The sequence below is a fragment of the Aureimonas ureilytica genome, assembly GCF_001475935.1.
GTDB classification, from domain to species: Bacteria; Pseudomonadota; Alphaproteobacteria; order Rhizobiales; family Rhizobiaceae; genus Aureimonas; species Aureimonas ureilytica_A.
In genome coordinates this window covers 1-16,407 of the sequence record NZ_LDQA01000053.1, presented here as the reverse complement: position 1 = coordinate 16,407, position 16,407 = coordinate 1, and the positions used below count along the sequence as shown (strand labels likewise).

Below are 16,407 nucleotides of genomic sequence, written 5' to 3'. Positions count from 1 at the left end.
TACCTGATGGAGATCACCCGAGATCAGTGCGCTCCCGGCATCGCCCGGCCAGGCGGCGTGAGCCGCCTCAGGCGACCGCTTCGAGCGAGGCGGGTTCCGGCCATTTCGGCATCGCGCCGCGTCGGGTTTCCACGAAGCGCGACATCTGGAGCACCGTCAGGTCGGCGAAGCGGGGGCCGACGATCTGGAGACCGATCGGCATTCCGCTCGCCGCGAAGCCGCAATTCACCGAGGCCGCTGGCTGGTCCGACATGTTCCAGGGAACCGTGAAGGCGATATGCTCGAAGGGCCGCTGCGGGTCGTTGGTGGGCGAGGGCCATTCGGCCGGGTAGGAGACGATCGGGTTGGTCGGCGAGAGCACGATATCGACGCTCTGGAACAGCGCGCCGCAGCTCTTGCGCATGGCCATGGTCTGGTCGAAGCCCCGGACCGCCTCCACCCCGCTGATCTCCGCGCCCGCCTCGGCCCATTCGAGAATATAGGGCAGAATCAGGGCGCGCCGGGCGTCCTCCAGCTTCAGCATCTGGCCCCAGAAGCGCGCGCGCCAGAACGCGTCGAGCCCGTCCAGCATCTCGCGCGTCAGGACTGGCTTCACGTCGAAGACGCGGGCACCCGCCTCCTCGAACCAGCGCGCGGCCTCGCGCACGGCCTCTTCGATTTCGGGCTCGACGGGAAGGCCGCAGCCGGCATCCATCATGACCCCGACGCGCAGGCCAGACACGTCGACATTCTCGATATCGGTCCAGCTGATCGCCTCGGGCGGCAGGCTCGTGCCGTCCCGCCAGTCGGGGCGGGACAGGGAGGCCATCATCAGCGCCGCGTCCTCCACGGTGCGCGTCATCGGGCCGATGCAGCGGCCGACATAATAGGGATCGACGGGAATGCGCCCCTGGCTCGGCTTGAGGCCGAAAATGCCCGTCCAGCCCGCCGGCAGCCGGATGGAGCCGCCGATATCGGTGCCCACATGAAACGGGCCGTAGCTCGCCGCCGCCGCGGCCGACGCCCCGGAACTCGACCCGCCCGGATTGAGCGCGAGGTTCCACGGATTGCGCGACAGCTTGTGGAAGGACGACAGGCCGGAGGACAACATGCCGTAGTCCGGGCAGGTCGTCTTGGCGAAGATGATCGCCCCGTCCTCGCGAAGGCGCGCCGCTGCGGGCGCATCCACCTCGGCGGGCTCCAAGACGGTCGCGGCGGTGCCGAGCGGCACGCCGAGGCCGCGCGTCGCGATCAGTTCCTTGACCGAGACCGGGATGCCGTCGAGCGGCCCGGCCGGCGCGCCGCGCGCCCAGCGCTCGGTGGAGGCGCGGGCCTCCTCTCGCGCGGTGTCGGGATCATAGGCCCAGAGCGCGGCGACGTCAGGTTCGAACGCCTCGATCCGCTGCTCCACGGCCTGCCAATAGTCCAGCGGGGAAAGCGATCGGTCGCGGAACCGGCGCAGGAGTTCGCTCGCGGTGAGGTCGAGAAGGGAGGTCATCTCTGGCAGGCTCTTTTCGGAATCAGGATCGAGGGGCCGCAAGGTCGCCGGCCGGGGCCGGCGGCGGCGTGGCGCGCGCGTGATGGCAGGCGGCCCGCCAGTCCACGGGCCGGGGAGCGGGGGCGATGTCGGCCGGGACGATTTCAATCGGGGCCGGGGCCTCGCGCCGGCAGGTCTCCGTCGCCTCGACGCAGCGCGGCCGGAAGGCGCAGCCGTTCCAGTCGCCCGGCTCGGCCGGAAACGGCGGAGACTTTTCTTCGCGATCCAGGGCCATGCCGGCGCGGCCGGGCTCGGCGGCGAGCAGCAGGCGCGTATAGGGATGGCGGGGGGCTTCGAACACCTCGCCCGTCGCGCCGCTTTCCACGATCCGCCCGCGATACATGACCGCCACCCGGTCGCAGATGGCTTCCACCACCGAGAGATTGTGGGTGATGAACAGGAAGGCGGCGCCGGTGCGCTCGCGCAGGTCGAGAATGAGGTTCAGAACCTGCGCCTGAACGGAGAGATCGAGTGCGGAGACCGCCTCGTCGGCGATCACGAGATCAGGCCGGGTGACGAGCGCGCGCGCGATGGCGACGCGCTGGCGCTGGCCGCCGGAGAACTCGTGCGGGAAGCGCGTGGCGTCGGTGGCTTTGAGACCGACCGCTTCCAGCATCTCGGCCACGCGCCGTTCGGTCTCGGCCTTGGACAGGCGCGGCGTGAGGACGCCCAGCGGCTCGGCCACCGACCAGCCGATGCGCCGGCGCGGATCGAGCGAGCCGTAGGGGTCCTGGAACACCATCTGGAAGCGGTCGCGCCGGCGCAGCAGCGCGCGCTTGTCCATCGTCACGAGGTCTTCGCCGTTCAGGAGGACCTCGCCCGAGGTCGGCCGGTCGAGCGCGGCGACGACGCGCGCGAGCGTCGATTTTCCGCAGCCGCTTTCACCGACAATGCCGACGATCTCGCCCTTTTCCACGGTCAGCGACACGCCATCGACGGCCCGAAGCGACGCGCTGCGTCCGGCGAGGCCGGAGCCGTAATCGCGCACGACGTCCCGAAGCGCCAGAAGCGGCACGGTCAGGGCAAGCGAAGCGCTCATCGTGCCACCTCCTCGCCGGCGCGGATGCAGCGCACGCCATGCCGCTCCGACAGGTTGCGCCAGCGCGGCTCGCCCGCCTCGCAGGCGTCGATGCGGGCCTCGCAGCGCGGCGCGAAGCGGCAACCGGGCGGCAGGTCGGTGAGCGGCGGAACGCCGCCCGGAATGGTGAAGAGACGCTCGCCGGGGGCCATGCGCCGGGGCATCGCCTTGAGGAGGCCCGACGTATAGGGGTTGGCGGGCCGGCGCAGCAGCTCGGCGGTCGCGCCGTCTTCGAGGCGCGTGCCGGCATAGAGCACCAGCATCCGCTCGGTCGCGCGCGCGATGACGCCGAGATCGTGGCTGACGAGGATCAGCCCCATGCCGCTTTCGCGCACGAGTTCGGCGACGATATCGAGAATTTCGGCCTGCACGGTGACATCGAGCGCGGTGGTGGGCTCGTCGGCCAGAAGGATCGAGGGCTCGAGGGCCAGCGCGATGGCGATGCCGATGCGCTGGCGCTGGCCGCCGGACATTTCGTGCGGATAGGCGTCGATGCGCCGGCGCGCGTCGGGAATGCGCACCCGCTCCAGAAGCTCCAGCACGCGCGGCCGGGCCTCGGTGCGCGACAGGCCGCGCGTGCGCACCAGACCCTCGGCGATCTGATCACCCACCCGCATCCCCGGGTTGAGCGCCGTCATCGGCTCCTGAAAGATCATGCCGATCCGCCGGCCCCGGACAGCGCAGAGCGCCCGGTCGTCGAGGCCCAGAAGCTCCTGCCCGTCGAGGCGGACCGAGCCGGTGGTGATGGCGTTGCCCGGCAGAAGACCGATCAGGGCGAGGGAGAGCATCGACTTGCCCGAGCCGGATTCGCCGACGATGCCGAGCGTCTGGCCGCGTTCCAGCTCGAAGGACAGGTCGTTGACGATGCGCAGCGGCGTCTGGCCGGGGCGGGCCATGTCGATGGCGAGGGATTCGACGGCAAGCAGGGGCGCATTCATCGGCCGAGAGTCCGTCTGGGGTCGAGAAGGTCGCGCAAGCCGTCGCCGAGGAGGTTCAGGCCAAGCACGGCCAGCGCGATCGTGGTGCCGGGAACGATGGCGAGCCAGGGGGCGGCGACCATCTGGACCTGCGCATCGGCCAGCATCCGCCCCCAGCTCGGCGTCGGCGGCGGCGCGCCGAGCCCGAGAAACGAGAGGCCGGCCTCGGTGAGAATGGCCAGGCCGAGCTGGATCGTCACCTGCACGATGATCTGGCTGGCGATGTTGGGGAGGACATGGGCGAAGGTGATGCCGAGCGTGCCCTTGCCCGCGCCGCGCGCGGCCAGGATATAATCCCGCGACCAGACCTGCAGCGCGGTGGAGCGCGTGACGCGCGCGAAGACCGGCACCATGAAGACGGCAATGGCGGCAATCGCCGTCAGCCGCCCCGGCCCGAGCAGCGCGCCCAGCATCATGGCCGAGACGATGGGCGGAAAGGCGAAGATGACGTCGCAGGCCCGCATGAGGAGGTCTTCGACCCGCCCCCGGCAGGCCGCCGCCGAAACCCCGACCAGCGTGCCGCCCACCGTGCCGAGCGCGACGGCGAGCGCGGCGACGCTCAGCGAATTCTGCGCGCCCACCATCAGGATCGACAGGACATCGCGCCCGAACTGATCGGTGCCGAAGAGGCCGACCTCCAGCGGGGCCTTCAGCTTCTGGGCGATGGCCATGCGGGTGGGGGAGGCCGGCGTCCAGACGAGGGACACGAGCGCCATCGCGATCAGGAGACCGACGATCGCGCTGCCCGCCACGAGGCGCGGGGAGAGGCGGCGAGACGCCGCCAAGGGCGCTGTCTTCGACATGGCGGCGGCGCTCATCGGGCCGCTCCCGAGCGCAGGCGCGGATCGAGCGCGAGATAGGCCATGTCCACGAGGAAGTTCACCACGATCACGAGGCCGGCGAGAAACAGGACGACGCTCTGCATCACGATCAGATCGCGCTGCGAAAAGGCTTGATAGGCCAGACGCCCGAGCCCCGGCAGGCCGAACACGTTTTCCACCAGCACCGAGCCGGCGACGAGATAGGTGAACTGGAGCCCGAGCATGGTGACGACGGGCAGCAGCGCGTTCGGCACGACATGGCGCCAGAGCGCCCAGCGCCGGTCCAGCCCCTTGGCGCGCGCGGTGCGCACGAAATCCTCGTTGAGGACATCCAGAACCGCCGCGCGGGTGACGCGGGTGAGAATGCCCGCCTGCGGCAGGGCCAGCGCGACGGCGGGCAGAAGAAGGGCCGCAAGCGCGGGGAGGGCGCCTGCCTGCCAACCGGGAAAGCCGCCCGCCGGCATCCAGCCGAGGCCGGAGGCGAAGACGAGGATCAGGAGAAGGCCGATCCAGAAATTCGGCAGGGCGACGCTGCCCTGCGTGAGGACCGTGACCAGCGCGTCCCGCCAGCGGCCCTGATGAGCGGCCGCCGTGACGCCGAGCGGGATCGAGACGAGAAGTGCGAGAAAGGTCGAGAGCGCGGCCAGCGGCAGGGTGACCAGAAGCCGCTCGCCGACCAGCCCGGCCACCGGCACGCCGTAGGTATAGGACACCCCGAAATCGCCCGTCAGCGCGCCTGAGATCCAGCGACCGAAGCGCACCAGCATAGGCGCGTCCAGCCCCATCTGGCTGCGCAGCGCCGCCAGCGTGTCGGGCTGCGCCGAGGTGCCGAGCATGACCGCCGCCGGGTCGCCCGGCAGGACATTCATGGCCAGAAAGATCAGGAACGAGACGACGAGAAGCGTCGAGACGAGGCCGACGATGCGCCGTGCCAAGAGACCGAGCATGAGGGCCTGCCGGAGCTTGAGAGGGTGGCTTGGGTCCGCCGGGCCCTTACTGGGTCCAGCGAACCTGTGTCAGATCGTTGGAGGGGATCGGCTCGTTGGTCCAGAAGCCTTCGAGCCCGGCTTTCCAGACGGCGAGCTTGGGCATGACGAAGAGGTAGAGAGCCGGCACGTCGGTCGCCAGGATCGTCTGCACCTCGCCATAGGCTGCAAGGCGTTCGTCTTCGCTGGTCGCCTGCTCGGCCTTGGTGATCGCGGCGTCGAGGACGGGGTTGTGGTAGCCGAAATAATAGTTGGGCCGCGAATAGATCGCGACGTCCATCGGCTCGGCATGGGCGATGATCGTCATGTCGAAATTCTTGGCCGTGAACACGTCGGCTACCCAGCGCGCGGGAAACTCCGTCGGCTCGATGGTCATGGTCACGCCGATTTCGGCGAACATGGCCTGCATGATCTCGGCCGAGCGCGTGGCATAGGCCATCTGCGGGGCCTTGATGGTGAAGGCCAGCGTTCCGTCATAGCCCGCTTCCGCGAGCAGCGCCTTGGCCTTGGCCGGGTCGTAAGGGTAGACCGAGGTCAGGTCCTTGTAGCCGGGGTCGTTGGGCGTGTAGTGGCTGCCGATGGCCGTGCCGAAGCCCGAATAAGCGCCCTCTATCAGCATGTTGCGATCCACCGCCATCATCAGCGCCTGGCGCACGCGCGGGTCGGAGAAGGGCTTCTTGGCACTGTTCATGCCCGCCACGACCTTCATCTCGGTCTGGCCGACTTCCGTCGTGAAGCGCTCGTCCTTCTGGAGCTGGGTGAACAGCTCGGGCGCGGCGAAGAGCGGGATGGCGTCCACATCGCCCGACTGCATCGCGACGAGCTGGGCCTGCGGGTCGCCGATGAAGCGGAACGTGACCTGTTCCAGGCCGGCGGCGCCCGCCTTGTCCCAATAATCGGCGTTTTTCTTCAGAACCACCCGGTCGCCCTTGGTCCAGCTTTCGAAGCGGAAGGGGCCGGTGCCGACCGGATTGGTCTTGAGCGTGTCGGCGGCCTTGGGCGGCACCATGACCGCCGCCGGCCAGCCGAGCCAATAGAGAAGATTGCTGGATGGGCGCTTCAGGCGAAGGGTCAGCGTGCCCGCATCGGGGGCATCCACGGTCTCGATCACCGAGAAGAACGGCTTCTGCGGGTTCACCGAGCTGTCGCCGCGCGCGCGGTCCAGCGAGAACTTGGCGGCCGCGCTGTTGAAGGCCTCGCCATCGTGGAAGGTGACGCCCGAGCGCAGCTTGAACGTATAGGTCAGGCCATCGGGCGAGATGGTCCAGCTTTCGGCCAGCTGCGGCTGCACCTTGCCGTCGCGGTCGATCCGAACGAGGCCCTGATAGATGTTCTGCCAAGTGACCTGACCGATCGTAACGGGCGCGGCGATCGTCGGATCGAGGCCGGCGGGCTCGGTGGTCATGCCCAGCACGAGGTCGGTGCGCGGGGCGGCCTGCGCGGGGGCAAGCCCGGACATCGCCATCCCCGACAGGAGCACCGCTCCGCCCAGAAGCTGAGCGAGATGACGCCTGGATATGAGCATGACCGAATCCCTCCAAGATCGTTTCGGCCGCTGGCCGCGTGGCACCCGGTCGCAAGTGAACAATGTCGCGACTGTTTCGGCTATGTCTATTTCTGGCTTGGGGTGTAGCGGAAATCGATACACGATCAAGCGAGGGCACCCACGCGCCGCCGCCGGGCGCGGTCTCGGACGAAAAAGGGGCGCTTTGCGCGCCTTCGCGGGATGCCGAGCGCGTTCGCGCACCAGCGTCCTGGCGAGCGCGGCAAGTCAGATCAGAGATGTGTTACGGGGAGATGGCACGCCGCTTCTTCGACGACGCCTTGAACGATGCCGCCGAGCGCTGGCCTATCCGTCCTTGCCCAGAAGGTCGTGGAGATGCTGCTCCAGATGGCTGAGGAGCTTGGCTGCGGCAAAGGGAAGGGAGCGGTCGCGCGTCACCGAGAGGGCCAACCGCGCGCGGATCTGCCAGCCGCCCCGGATCGGAATGGCGCACAATTCGCCCAGCGCCATTTCGCGCGCCACGGCGAGCGCGGGCAGGATCAGCGCCGCCGCGCCCCGGCGGCCGAGCTCCTTCTGAATTTCGATCGAGTTGGTGACGAAGAGGCGGTTGAGATCGACGCCCGCCTGCGCGGCGCTCTCCTCCAGCGCCCGGCGCGCGCCGAAGCTCTCGTCGGGGATCGCGAGGGGAAACTGGGCCAGCTCCGCGAGCGAGACATGCGGGAGCTTCGCCAGCGGATGATGCGGGGCGACGATCACCATGTTCTCCACCGCGCCGCTGAGGCGCTCCACCACATCGGGATGGGCGGGCGTGAACATGGTGAGCGCGATGTCGGCTTCCGCCAGAACCAGCCGCTCGATGGCGTCGTTGGCGCTCAGAATGCGAATGTCGAAGGAGACTTGGGGATAGAGCGCGCTGAACGAGGCGACGGCCGGGGTGAGGATGCTCGTGGTGAGCGCGCCGTTGGTGACGATCTTCACCTCGCCCCGGCGCAGACCCTTGAGATCGTCGATGAAGACCGCGACCTGATCGAGATCGCGCAGCGTGCGCGACAGGCGCTCGGCCAGAAGCTCGCCCGCCGCCGTCAGGCGGATGCCGCGCGAGTCCCGATCCACCAGCGGCGTGCCGAAATGATGCTCGAGATTGGCGACTTGCCGGCTGATCGCGGTGGGCGCGACGTTGAGGCGCTGGGCCGCCTGCCGCATGGATTTGGCGCGAACGAGTTCGTAGAAATAGATCAGCGAGCGGATCTGCATGGGCCCCTCCATCGCGATCGGCCAGGACGCGCGCCGTCCCGGTCTCGCCTATACCACCGGCGCGCCTCCAGCCAAGCGCCGGAAGGAGCGGCGGAGCGACCGCCGTGAACCGAGCGCGTCAGCGCCCGGGGGATACCCCGGCGACCGCCTCGCAGAGTGCCGCCGTGATCCGCTCGGTGCCGGCCGAGCCGCCGATGTCGGCGCTGAGCAGCCCGTCGCGGATGCAAGTCTCTACGGCGGCCCGGATGCGCCGCGCCGCGTCCGTCAACCGCTCATCGCTATGGCCGTGGCCGAGCCAGTCGAGCATGGAGGCGGCCGAGAGAACGGTGCCGTAGGGATTGGCGATGCCCTTGCCGGCGATGTCGGGTGCGGAACCGTGGGCGGCCTGGAAGAAGCCGTTATGCGCGCCGACTTCCGCCGAAGGAGCCATGCCCATGCCCCCGACCGTGGCGGCGGCCAGATCGGACAGGATGTCGCCGAACATGTTTTCCGTGACGATGACATTGTAGTGGCTCGGCCTCATGACGAGATGCATCGCCATCGCGTCGATCAGGGCGTGTTCGGTCTCGATGTCGGGATAGTCTTTCGCCACGCGGTCGAAGATCGAGCGGAAGAAGGCGTAGCTCCTGAGCACATTGGCCTTGTCGCAGCAGGTCACGCGGCGCACGCCGTCGCGCGGCGCGCCCTCCGATTGGCGGGCGAGTTCGAAGGCCTTGCGCACGATGCGCTCGACGCCGTGCCGCGTCTGCACCAGCGGATCGATCGCGACCTCGCCCCGCAGCAGTGCCCCGCCGCCGCGCGCGGCGTAAAGGCCCTCGCTGTTCTCGCGCAGGATCACATAGTCGATGTCGCCCGCCTTCACGTCGCGCAGCGGGCTGCGCACACCGTCATAAAGGCGGATCGGCCGGATATTGGCGAAGAGGTCGAGTTCGAAGCGCAGCCGCAGCGTGAAGTCGAGGCCCGCTTCCGTCCCGTCGGGATGCACGACGCCCGGAAGCCCGCCGGCCCCGTGCAGAATGGCGTCGGCCTCGCGGCATCCCTCGAAGCTCGCCTCCGGGAAGCTTTCGCCCGTCTCCAAATAGTGCTGCGCGCCCGCATCGTATTCGCGAAAGACGAGCGGCGAAGCGGTCCCAAGCGCGGCTTCCACGACCCGCACGGCGGCGCGGCAGACTTCGGGGCCGATCCCGTCTCCGTGGACGACGGCGATGGTGTAATGCTTCATCGATCCGCCCTCAGATGCACTTGCCGCCATCGACCAGAAGATCGACGCCGGTGATCATGCTGGCCTCGTCCGAGCACAGAAACGCGGCCGCGTTGCCCATGTCGGCGGGCGTCGAGAGGCGGCCGAGCGGGATCGTGCCCACGATGCGCGCGCGGATCTCGTCACTGTCGCCGCCGATGAAGGTGGACAGGAGCGGCGTGTCGCCGGCCACGGGGTTGATGGCGTTGACGCGGATGCCGAACGGGGCGAGTTCCACGGCCATGCCGCGCGTCGCCGCGATCGCCCAGCCCTTGGAGGCGTTGTACCAGGTGAGGTTCGGCCGGGGCGAGATGCCGCCCGTGGAGGCGACGTTCAGGATATTGCCGCGCCCGGTCTCCTTGAAATGGGGCACCAGCGCCCGCGCGCCGTTGAAGATCGAGCGCATGTTGACGGCGGCCAAGCGGTCGAACAGCTCTTCGCTGACGTCTTCCAGCGGCGTCGGCGACTGGCCGACCCCGGCATTGTTCACGAGAATGTCGACCGCGCCGAAGCGCGATTTGCTCAGATCGAGCGCGGCTTCGAAACTCTGGAGCCGCGACACGTCGCCCTCGATCGCCACGACGCTCTCGCCGATCTCGTCCGCCACGCGGCGGGCGGCGGCCATGTCCCGGTCCATCAGGATGACCTTCGCGCCCTCGACGGCGAATTTGCGAACGATGCCCTCGCCGAAGCCCGAGCCGCCGCCCGTGACGATAGCGGTCTTTCCAGAAAGTCTCATGGATGCGTCCTCCTGCTCCGTCCTATCGCCCATCGCCGCCCGGCCGGGCAGTCAGATAAACTGAACAGCCGTCGCCTTTTTTCGTCCTGACACCGATCGGGGCGGGGCGTAGACGCTTGGGCTCAGTTCGACGCGGCGAGGGCGTCGCGGAAAATGTCCTTGAGGCGCTCGGAATAGCTGTGCGGGACATTGCCGGGCGCGGTGAGGAGGCCGATCCAGCGATGGCCCTGCGAGGGATCGATCGGCACGACCCGGACGGCGGGCGCCGCATCCACGATCGAGATGCGCGGCAGGACGCAGATGCCGAGGCCAGCTTTGGCGAGGGACAGCGCGGTCTGGCTCGCCGCGACCTCGTATTGCGGCGACAGCTCGATGTCCTGCGCCTTCGCCAGACGGTCGAGAAGCGCCCGTGCGGCGGTGGTGCGGTTGAGGAGGATCAGCGGATGGCGGGCGAGATCCTCGATGCCGAGCGCGGCGCGCCCCTCGTCGAACTCGCGCGGGACGCAGGCATGAAGCGGGTCTTCCAGGATCGGCTCGAACTGGAGATCGGCGGGTTCGGCCAGTTCCGGCCCGATATAGAACTCGATCTCCTGCCGCTGGATCATCGCGACCGCCGCCTGCGGCGACACCTCGATCACCTCGACATGGCTGTGGGGATAGCGCAGCTTGAACGTGGCGAGGATGCCGGCGAGCCTCGTGGCGGCCAGCGTCGGGGCGCAGGCGATGCGGATGCGGCCCTTGCGCCGGGCGACCAGATCGGCGACGTGATCGATGCTGGCGCGGATGTCGCCCATGGATTTCGAAACGGACTCGTAGAGCAACCGCCCGTCCGGCGTCAGTTCGGTTCGCTGCCGCGTGCGGATGAACAGGCTGATGCCGATCTGCTCTTCGAGATCGCGGATCTGCATGCTGATGGCGGAGGGCGCGCGGTTGCTGTCCTTGGCGGCCTGCCGGAAGCTGCCGCTTTCGACGGCGGCCAGAAAGGTCTGGAGAAGCTTGAGGTTGATCGCCGACATCGCCCTTCCCTCGCTCCTTCCGGCCGATTGCGCCGTCTGACCGGGCGACCCCCGCGATAGGGGATCGCCCGCCATCTCACAAGGGAGCAAGCCCGCCCCGCCTCGAACGGGCAGGTCCGCCTCCCGACCCCCATTCGACACGAGGAATTCGACCATGAACCAGATGCTGGCCGACGCCACCATTCCGCTGCGCAAGCCGATCGATGGCGGCCACCGCCCCATGTTCATCGACGGGCAATGGGTCGAGAGCCTGTCGGGCGAGCGTCTGGAAACGCGCAACCCCGCCAACGGCCGACTGCTCGCCACCGTACCGTCCGGCACGAAGGAAGACGTGGACCGCGCCGTGAAGGCCGCGCGCCGGGCCTTCCACGGGCCCTGGAGCCGGATGAAGCCCTTCGAGCGGCAGGCGCTCCTCCTGCGCATCGCGGACCTTTTCGAGAAGCATTGGGAGGAAATCAGCGCCTCTGATACGCAGGACATGGGCCTGCCGATCAGCCGCACCCGCGCCAACCGGCTGCGCGTCGTCGGGATGCTGCGCTATTATGCCGGCATGGCGACCGCCATCACGGGCGACACGATCCGCAACTCGATCCCCGGCGACGTGTTCTCGATGACGGTGCGCGAGCCGGTGGGCGTCGTCGGCGCGATCATCCCCTGGAACGCGCCCACCGCCTCCTCGATCTGGAAGATCGGCCCGGCGCTCGCGACCGGCTGCACCATCGTTCTCAAGCCCTCCGAAGACGCGCCGCTGACCCCGCTTCTGATCGCCGACATCATGGCGGAAGCCGGCGTGCCGGACGGCGTGGTCAACATCGTGACCGGCACTGGGGCAAGCGCGGGCGCGGCGCTGGCCGAGCACCCGGACGTCAACAAGCTCGTCTTCACCGGCTCCACGCTGACGGGGCAGGCCATCGTGCGCGCCTCCGCGATCGGCCCCAAGCGCGTGTCGCTGGAACTCGGCGGCAAGTCGCCCCTCATCATCTGCGCCGATGCCGATCTCGACAAGGCGGTGCCCATCGCGGCCATGGCGGTCTACGCCCATTCGGGCCAGATCTGCATCGCCGGCTCGCGCCTCTTCGTGGAAGCCCCGATCCATGACGAGTTCGTTCAGCGCCTCGTCGCCTTCTCCAAGGGATTGCGCATCGGCGACGGAATGCAGGCCGACACGCAGATCGGCCCGGTGGTCTCGCGCCGGCAGCTCGACAAGATCATGGGATATATCGAGCAGGGCCGGGAGGGCGGCGCGCAGCTGATGACGGGCGGGCGGCAACTCACGGACGCCGATTTGGCCGCCGGCCATTTCGTCGAGCCCACGATCTTCACCGATGTCGAGGACGACATGGTGATCGCGCGCGAGGAAATCTTCGGCCCTGTCATCTCGGCGCTGCGCTTCGAGGAGGTGGGCGACGTGATCGCGCGCGCCAACGACACGCCCTATGGATTGGCCGCCGGCGTCTTCACGCGCGACATCGGCAAGGCGCACCGCATCGCCTCCGCGCTGCAGGCCGGCTCGGTCTTCGTCAACGGCTATCACCTGCTCGACCCCGCCGTGCCCTTCGGCGGATACAAGTCCAGCGGCTATGGCCGCGAGGGCGGTGCCGAGCAGATCGACGGCTATCTCAACACCAAGGCCATCTGGATCGACACCAACTAAGCGCTTCTATTTCGCCCTTGGGCCTTTTCGCGTCCTCAGCCGCCCGAGCGTTCCGCGTCGGGCGGCACCGAATAGGCCTTTTTCAGGCAGCGCAGCGTGAAGCTCGTGCGCGAGTGCCTGATACCGCGCACCTTGAAGAGCCGCTTGCGCAGAAACTCCTCGTAGCCCGCCGTGCCGTTCACCGCGACCTTAAGGAAATAGTCGTATTCGCCCGTGGTGAGATAGACCTCCAGCACCTCCGGCATGGCCGCCATGGCGCGGCCGAAATTCTCCACCGCGTCGTCGTCGTGCCGGTCGAGCGTCACCTCCAGAAGCACGATCTCGCTCGCCCCCAGAAGCTCCTGATCGAGAAGGGCCATATAGCCCTGGATATAGCCGTCCCGCTCCAGGCGCTTGACCCGCTGCCAGCAGGGCGCGGGCGACAGGTTCACCGCCTCCGACAATTGCTGGTTGGTGAGCCGCCCGTCGCTGAGAAGCGCTTTCAGGATCTTCCGGTCGATGGCGTCGATCGGCTTGGCCATGCGCGGTGCCCCGAAAGGAAATTTCGCAAGAGACGTCCAGAGCCAATCATCCTTTCGCGGCCCCGGCAAGGTGGGCTGAAATGCGAGAGATGATTTGGCCTGATTTCCCCTAGGCTGATGCCTGGTCTGGGAGGTCCATCATGCAGCTCGTTTCGTTCGATCCATCCGTTCTCCGCGCGCGCCCTAATCCCCTTCCGCTTGTCCCCTGAGAGGGCGCACCGGGCAGGTTTCAGCGCAAACGGGAGGATGAGAGATGACGGACGGCACTCCAACCAGCAGTGCGCGCGAGCGCAAGGCGCTTTCGCTGACGATCCCCGAACCCGACGCGCGGCCGGGCGGGTCGCCCGACTTCTCGCATGTCGCGATCCCGCGCGCCGGAGCCATCCGCCGGCCCGAGATCGACGAAGAGCCGGAGGCCATGCGCGACCTCGCCTTCGGCATCATCCGGGTGCTGGATCGGCACGGGGCGGCGGTGGGACCGTGGGCGGGATCGCTCACCCCCGACGAGCTGCGCGAGGGGCTTCGTCATATGATGACCCTTCGCGCCTATGACGCGCGCATGATCCTGGCGCAGCGCCAGGGCAAGACCTCTTTCTACGTGCAGAATCTCGGCGAGGAAGCCGTCAGCTGCGCCTTCCAGCGGGTGCTCGCCCCCGGCGACATGAACTTCCCGACCTATCGGCAGGCGGGCCTCCTGATCGCCGCCGGCTATCCGCTCCTGAAGATGATGTGTCAGGTCTATTCCAACGACGGCGATGCGGCGCGCGGTCGCCAGCTGCCGGTCTTCTACTCGTCCAAGGAGCACGGCTTCTTCTCGATCTCGGGCAATCTCGCCACGCAATATGTGCAGGCGGTCGGCTGGGCCATGGCCTCCGCGATCATGCGCGACACCCGGATCGCCGCTGCCTGGATCGGCGACGGCGCCACCGCCGAGAGCGATTTCCACGCCGCGCTTGTCTTCGCCTCCACCTACAAGGCCCCTGTCGTTCTCAACATCGTCAACAACCAGTGGGCGATCTCCACCTTTCAGGGGATCGCGCGGGGCGGGGCGGGCACGTTCGCCGCGCGGGGCCACGGGTTCGGCATCCCGGCGCTGCGGGTGGACGGCAACGACTATCTCGCGGTTCACGCGGCCGGTTGCTGGGCCGCCGAGCGCGCCCGGCGCAATCTCGGGCCGACCCTGGTGGAATACGTCACCTATCGCGCGGGCGGCCATTCCACCTCGGACGATCCGTCCGGCTACCGCCCGAAGCAGGAAAGCGAGAACTGGCCGCTAGGCGACCCGATCCTGCGGCTGAAGGGCCATCTCACAGCCATCGGCGAATGGTCCGACGAGCGCCACGTGCAGGCGGAGGCCGAGATCGCGCAGGCGGTCGGCGAGGCGCAAAAGGCGGCGGAAGCCATCGGCACGCTGCAGAACGGCCGCCATCCCTCGCCGAGGGAGATGTTCGAGGATGTCTATGCCGAGATGCCCCCGCATCTGATCGAGCAGCGCCGGCAGGCGGGCTACTGAGATGGCCCGGATGACCATGATCGAGGCGATCCAGAACGCCCACGAACTCGCGATGGAAGCCGACGAGCGCGTCGTGGTGATGGGGCAGGATGTCGGCTTCTTCGGCGGCGTGTTCCGCTGCACGGCGGGCCTTCAGAAGAGGTTCGGCCCCACGCGCTGCTTCGACGCGCCGATCAGTGAGCTCGGCATCGTCGGCACGGCCATCGGCATGGCGGTCTATGGCCTGCGCCCCTGCGTCGAGATCCAGTTCGCCGATTACATGTATCCCGCCTACGACCAGATCGTCTCGGAGGCCGCGCGCCTGCGCTATCGCTCGGCGGGCGAGTTCACCTGCCCGCTGGTGATCCGAATGCCGACGGGCGGGGGCATCTACGGCGCGCAGACCCACAGCCAGAGCCCCGAGGCGCTGTTCACCCATGTCGCCGGGCTCAAGACCGTGATCCCCTCCAACCCCGCAGATGCCAAGGGCCTGCTGCTGGCGGCCATCGCCGACCCCGATCCGGTGATCATGCTGGAGCCCAAGCGCCTCTATAACGGCCCCTTCGACGGCCATCATGACCGGCCGGTGGTGCCCTGGAAGACGCACGAGATGGGGGAGGTGCCTGATGAGGCCTATACCGTGCCGCTCGGGCAGGCCGCTATTCGCCGCGAGGGCTCGGCCCTCACCATTCTCGCCTATGGCACGATGGTTCACGTCGCGCTGGCCGCCGTCGCCGAGCAGGGTGTCGATGCCGAAGTCATCGACCTGCGCACGCTGATGCCACTCGACAAGCCCACCATTGTCGCCTCCGTGCGCAAGACCGGCCGCTGCCTCATCGTTCACGAGGCGACGCTGACCTGCGGCTTCGGCGCGGAACTGGCCGCCATCGTCCAGCGCGAGTGCTTCTACCATCTGGAAGCGCCCATCGAGCGCGTGGCCGGATGGGACACGCCCTATCCCCATGCCGGCGAGTGGGACTACTTCCCCGGCCCCGACCGGGTGGGCGCCGCGATCCGTTCGGTTCTGGAGGGTTGAAATGACCGTGGTCACGATGAAGCTCCCCGATGTGGGCGAGGGGATCGCCGAAGCCGAACTGGTGGAATGGCATGTGGCCGTTGGCGACACCGTGCGCGAGGACCAGATCCTCGCCTCCGTGATGACCGACAAGGCGACGGTCGAGATTCCCTCGACGGTGGAGGGCACGGTTCGCTGGCTCGGCGGGGAGATCGGCCAGCCCTTGGCGATCGGCGGCGATCTGATCGGAATCGAGACCGAGGAAGCCGCGCCGCCCCCGGCGCACCGCGAGGCCGAAGGGCTGGAGGCAGCGGAAACCGCGCCGGCCCAAGCCGCCCTTCTTGCCTCGGCCGAGCCCGAGGCGCGCCCATCTTCGCCTGACGTCCGCCCCCCTGCCGCTGGCGAGCAGAAGCCGCTCGCCGCCCCGGCCGTGCGCGCGCGGGCGCTCTCGGCCGGCATCGACCTGCGCCGCGTTCCCGGCACCGGGCCGGGCGGCCGGATCACCCATGAGGATCTCGACGCTTTCGCCTCCGCCCCCGCGCCCTCCAAGGACGCCCCCGCCCCGGATAGCGTTCGCGAGACCAAGGTCATAGG

The 16,407-nt window shown here is 68.5% G+C and carries 15 protein-coding genes; 4 read left to right on the top strand and 11 right to left on the bottom strand.

Annotation, left to right across the window (positions count from 1 at the left end):
- Positions 1-67: 67 nt before the first annotated feature.
- From NS365_RS18395 to NS365_RS18350, 10 genes are all read right to left on the bottom strand, one after another.
- Positions 68-1,477 (bottom strand): amidase, encoded by a 1,410-nt coding sequence (locus tag NS365_RS18395; RefSeq protein WP_058601757.1) that lies wholly within the window; start codon positions 1,475-1,477, stop codon positions 68-70.
- A gap of 22 nt (positions 1,478-1,499) precedes the next feature.
- Positions 1,500-2,555 carry an oligopeptide/dipeptide ABC transporter ATP-binding protein gene (locus tag NS365_RS18390; protein ID WP_244498499.1) on the bottom strand — a complete coding sequence of 352 codons (1,056 nt, stop codon included), beginning with the start codon at positions 2,553-2,555 and terminating at the stop codon, positions 1,500-1,502.
- Complete coding sequence (locus NS365_RS18385; RefSeq protein ID WP_058601756.1) at positions 2,552-3,532, bottom strand: ABC transporter ATP-binding protein; 981 nt, start codon at positions 3,530-3,532, stop codon at positions 2,552-2,554. The genes NS365_RS18390 and NS365_RS18385 overlap by 4 nt, the downstream gene beginning before the upstream one ends.
- The gene (locus NS365_RS18380; protein WP_058601755.1) at positions 3,529-4,389 is read right to left on the bottom strand and encodes an ABC transporter permease; all 861 of its coding nucleotides are present in this window, start codon (positions 4,387-4,389) and stop codon (positions 3,529-3,531) included. The genes NS365_RS18385 and NS365_RS18380 overlap by 4 nt, the downstream gene beginning before the upstream one ends.
- Positions 4,386-5,339 carry an ABC transporter permease gene (locus NS365_RS18375; protein ID WP_058601754.1) on the bottom strand — a complete coding sequence of 318 codons (954 nt, stop codon included), beginning with the start codon at positions 5,337-5,339 and terminating at the stop codon, positions 4,386-4,388. Before NS365_RS18375 ends, NS365_RS18380 begins: the two co-directional genes overlap by 4 nt.
- A 46-nt stretch (positions 5,340-5,385) precedes the next feature.
- Positions 5,386-6,903 (bottom strand): ABC transporter substrate-binding protein, encoded by a 1,518-nt coding sequence (locus NS365_RS18370; RefSeq protein ID WP_058601753.1) that lies wholly within the window; start codon positions 6,901-6,903, stop codon positions 5,386-5,388.
- A 324-nt stretch (positions 6,904-7,227) separates the two neighbouring features.
- A complete protein-coding gene (locus NS365_RS18365; protein WP_058601752.1) occupies positions 7,228-8,136 on the bottom strand; it encodes a LysR family transcriptional regulator in 909 nt (302 codons plus the stop codon).
- 118 nt (positions 8,137-8,254) lie between these two features.
- Positions 8,255-9,358, bottom strand: coding sequence for an isocitrate/isopropylmalate dehydrogenase family protein (locus NS365_RS18360; protein ID WP_058601751.1), 1,104 nt, complete (start codon positions 9,356-9,358; stop codon positions 8,255-8,257).
- A 10-nt stretch (positions 9,359-9,368) separates the two neighbouring features.
- Positions 9,369-10,115, bottom strand: coding sequence for a glucose 1-dehydrogenase (locus NS365_RS18355; RefSeq protein ID WP_058601750.1), 747 nt, complete (start codon positions 10,113-10,115; stop codon positions 9,369-9,371).
- Between the two features lie 122 nt (positions 10,116-10,237).
- Positions 10,238-11,131 carry a LysR family transcriptional regulator gene (locus tag NS365_RS18350; protein WP_058601749.1) on the bottom strand — a complete coding sequence of 298 codons (894 nt, stop codon included), beginning with the start codon at positions 11,129-11,131 and terminating at the stop codon, positions 10,238-10,240.
- Between the two features lie 163 nt (positions 11,132-11,294).
- Between NS365_RS18350 and NS365_RS18345 the strand changes: the two genes are divergently transcribed.
- Positions 11,295-12,785: an aldehyde dehydrogenase family protein gene (locus NS365_RS18345; protein ID WP_058601784.1), complete on the top strand. Its 1,491-nt coding sequence runs from the start codon at positions 11,295-11,297 to the stop codon at positions 12,783-12,785.
- A gap of 35 nt (positions 12,786-12,820) precedes the next feature.
- On the opposite strand, the gene NS365_RS18340 is transcribed toward NS365_RS18345, so the two are convergent.
- On the bottom strand, positions 12,821-13,306 hold the full coding sequence (locus tag NS365_RS18340) for an Lrp/AsnC family transcriptional regulator (protein WP_058601748.1): 486 nt from the start codon (positions 13,304-13,306) through the stop codon (positions 12,821-12,823).
- 253 nt (positions 13,307-13,559) lie between these two features.
- Here NS365_RS18340 and NS365_RS18335 point away from each other — a divergent pair, with 253 nt between their 5' ends.
- The 3 genes from NS365_RS18335 to NS365_RS18325 all read left to right on the top strand — a co-directional run.
- On the top strand, positions 13,560-14,819 hold the full coding sequence (locus NS365_RS18335; RefSeq protein ID WP_058601747.1) for a thiamine pyrophosphate-dependent enzyme: 1,260 nt from the start codon (positions 13,560-13,562) through the stop codon (positions 14,817-14,819).
- Between the two features lies 1 nt (position 14,820).
- Positions 14,821-15,834: an alpha-ketoacid dehydrogenase subunit beta gene (locus tag NS365_RS18330; RefSeq protein ID WP_058601746.1), complete on the top strand. Its 1,014-nt coding sequence runs from the start codon at positions 14,821-14,823 to the stop codon at positions 15,832-15,834.
- Position 15,835: 1 nt separating this feature from the next.
- A partial coding sequence (locus NS365_RS18325; protein ID WP_193753481.1) for a biotin/lipoyl-containing protein occupies positions 15,836-16,407 on the top strand: 572 nt, incomplete at its 3' end.

What these genes read in the sequence shown, in the direction of transcription:
- NS365_RS18365 (WP_058601752.1), bottom strand. Translation starts at nt 8,136, where the DNA reads ATGCAGATCCGCTCGCTGATCTATTTCTACGAACTCGTTCGCGCCAAA.
- NS365_RS18390 (WP_244498499.1), bottom strand. Translation starts at nt 2,555, where the DNA reads ATGAGCGCTTCGCTTGCCCTGACCGTGCCGCTTCTGGCGCTTCGGGAC.
- NS365_RS18380 (WP_058601755.1), bottom strand. Translation starts at nt 4,389, where the DNA reads ATGAGCGCCGCCGCCATGTCGAAGACAGCGCCCTTGGCGGCGTCTCGC.
- NS365_RS18360 (WP_058601751.1), bottom strand. Translation starts at nt 9,358, where the DNA reads ATGAAGCATTACACCATCGCCGTCGTCCACGGAGACGGGATCGGCCCC.
- NS365_RS18370 (WP_058601753.1), bottom strand. Translation starts at nt 6,903, where the DNA reads ATGCTCATATCCAGGCGTCATCTCGCTCAGCTTCTGGGCGGAGCGGTG.
- NS365_RS18375 (WP_058601754.1), bottom strand. Translation starts at nt 5,339, where the DNA reads ATGCTCGGTCTCTTGGCACGGCGCATCGTCGGCCTCGTCTCGACGCTT.
- NS365_RS18385 (WP_058601756.1), bottom strand. Translation starts at nt 3,532, where the DNA reads ATGAATGCGCCCCTGCTTGCCGTCGAATCCCTCGCCATCGACATGGCC.
- NS365_RS18355 (WP_058601750.1), bottom strand. Translation starts at nt 10,115, where the DNA reads ATGAGACTTTCTGGAAAGACCGCTATCGTCACGGGCGGCGGCTCGGGC.
- NS365_RS18345 (WP_058601784.1), top strand. Translation starts at nt 11,295, where the DNA reads ATGCTGGCCGACGCCACCATTCCGCTGCGCAAGCCGATCGATGGCGGC.
- NS365_RS18350 (WP_058601749.1), bottom strand. Translation starts at nt 11,131, where the DNA reads ATGTCGGCGATCAACCTCAAGCTTCTCCAGACCTTTCTGGCCGCCGTC.
- NS365_RS18395 (WP_058601757.1), bottom strand. Translation starts at nt 1,477, where the DNA reads ATGACCTCCCTTCTCGACCTCACCGCGAGCGAACTCCTGCGCCGGTTC.
- NS365_RS18335 (WP_058601747.1), top strand. Translation starts at nt 13,560, where the DNA reads ATGACGGACGGCACTCCAACCAGCAGTGCGCGCGAGCGCAAGGCGCTT.
- NS365_RS18340 (WP_058601748.1), bottom strand. Translation starts at nt 13,306, where the DNA reads ATGGCCAAGCCGATCGACGCCATCGACCGGAAGATCCTGAAAGCGCTT.
- NS365_RS18330 (WP_058601746.1), top strand. Translation starts at nt 14,821, where the DNA reads ATGGCCCGGATGACCATGATCGAGGCGATCCAGAACGCCCACGAACTC.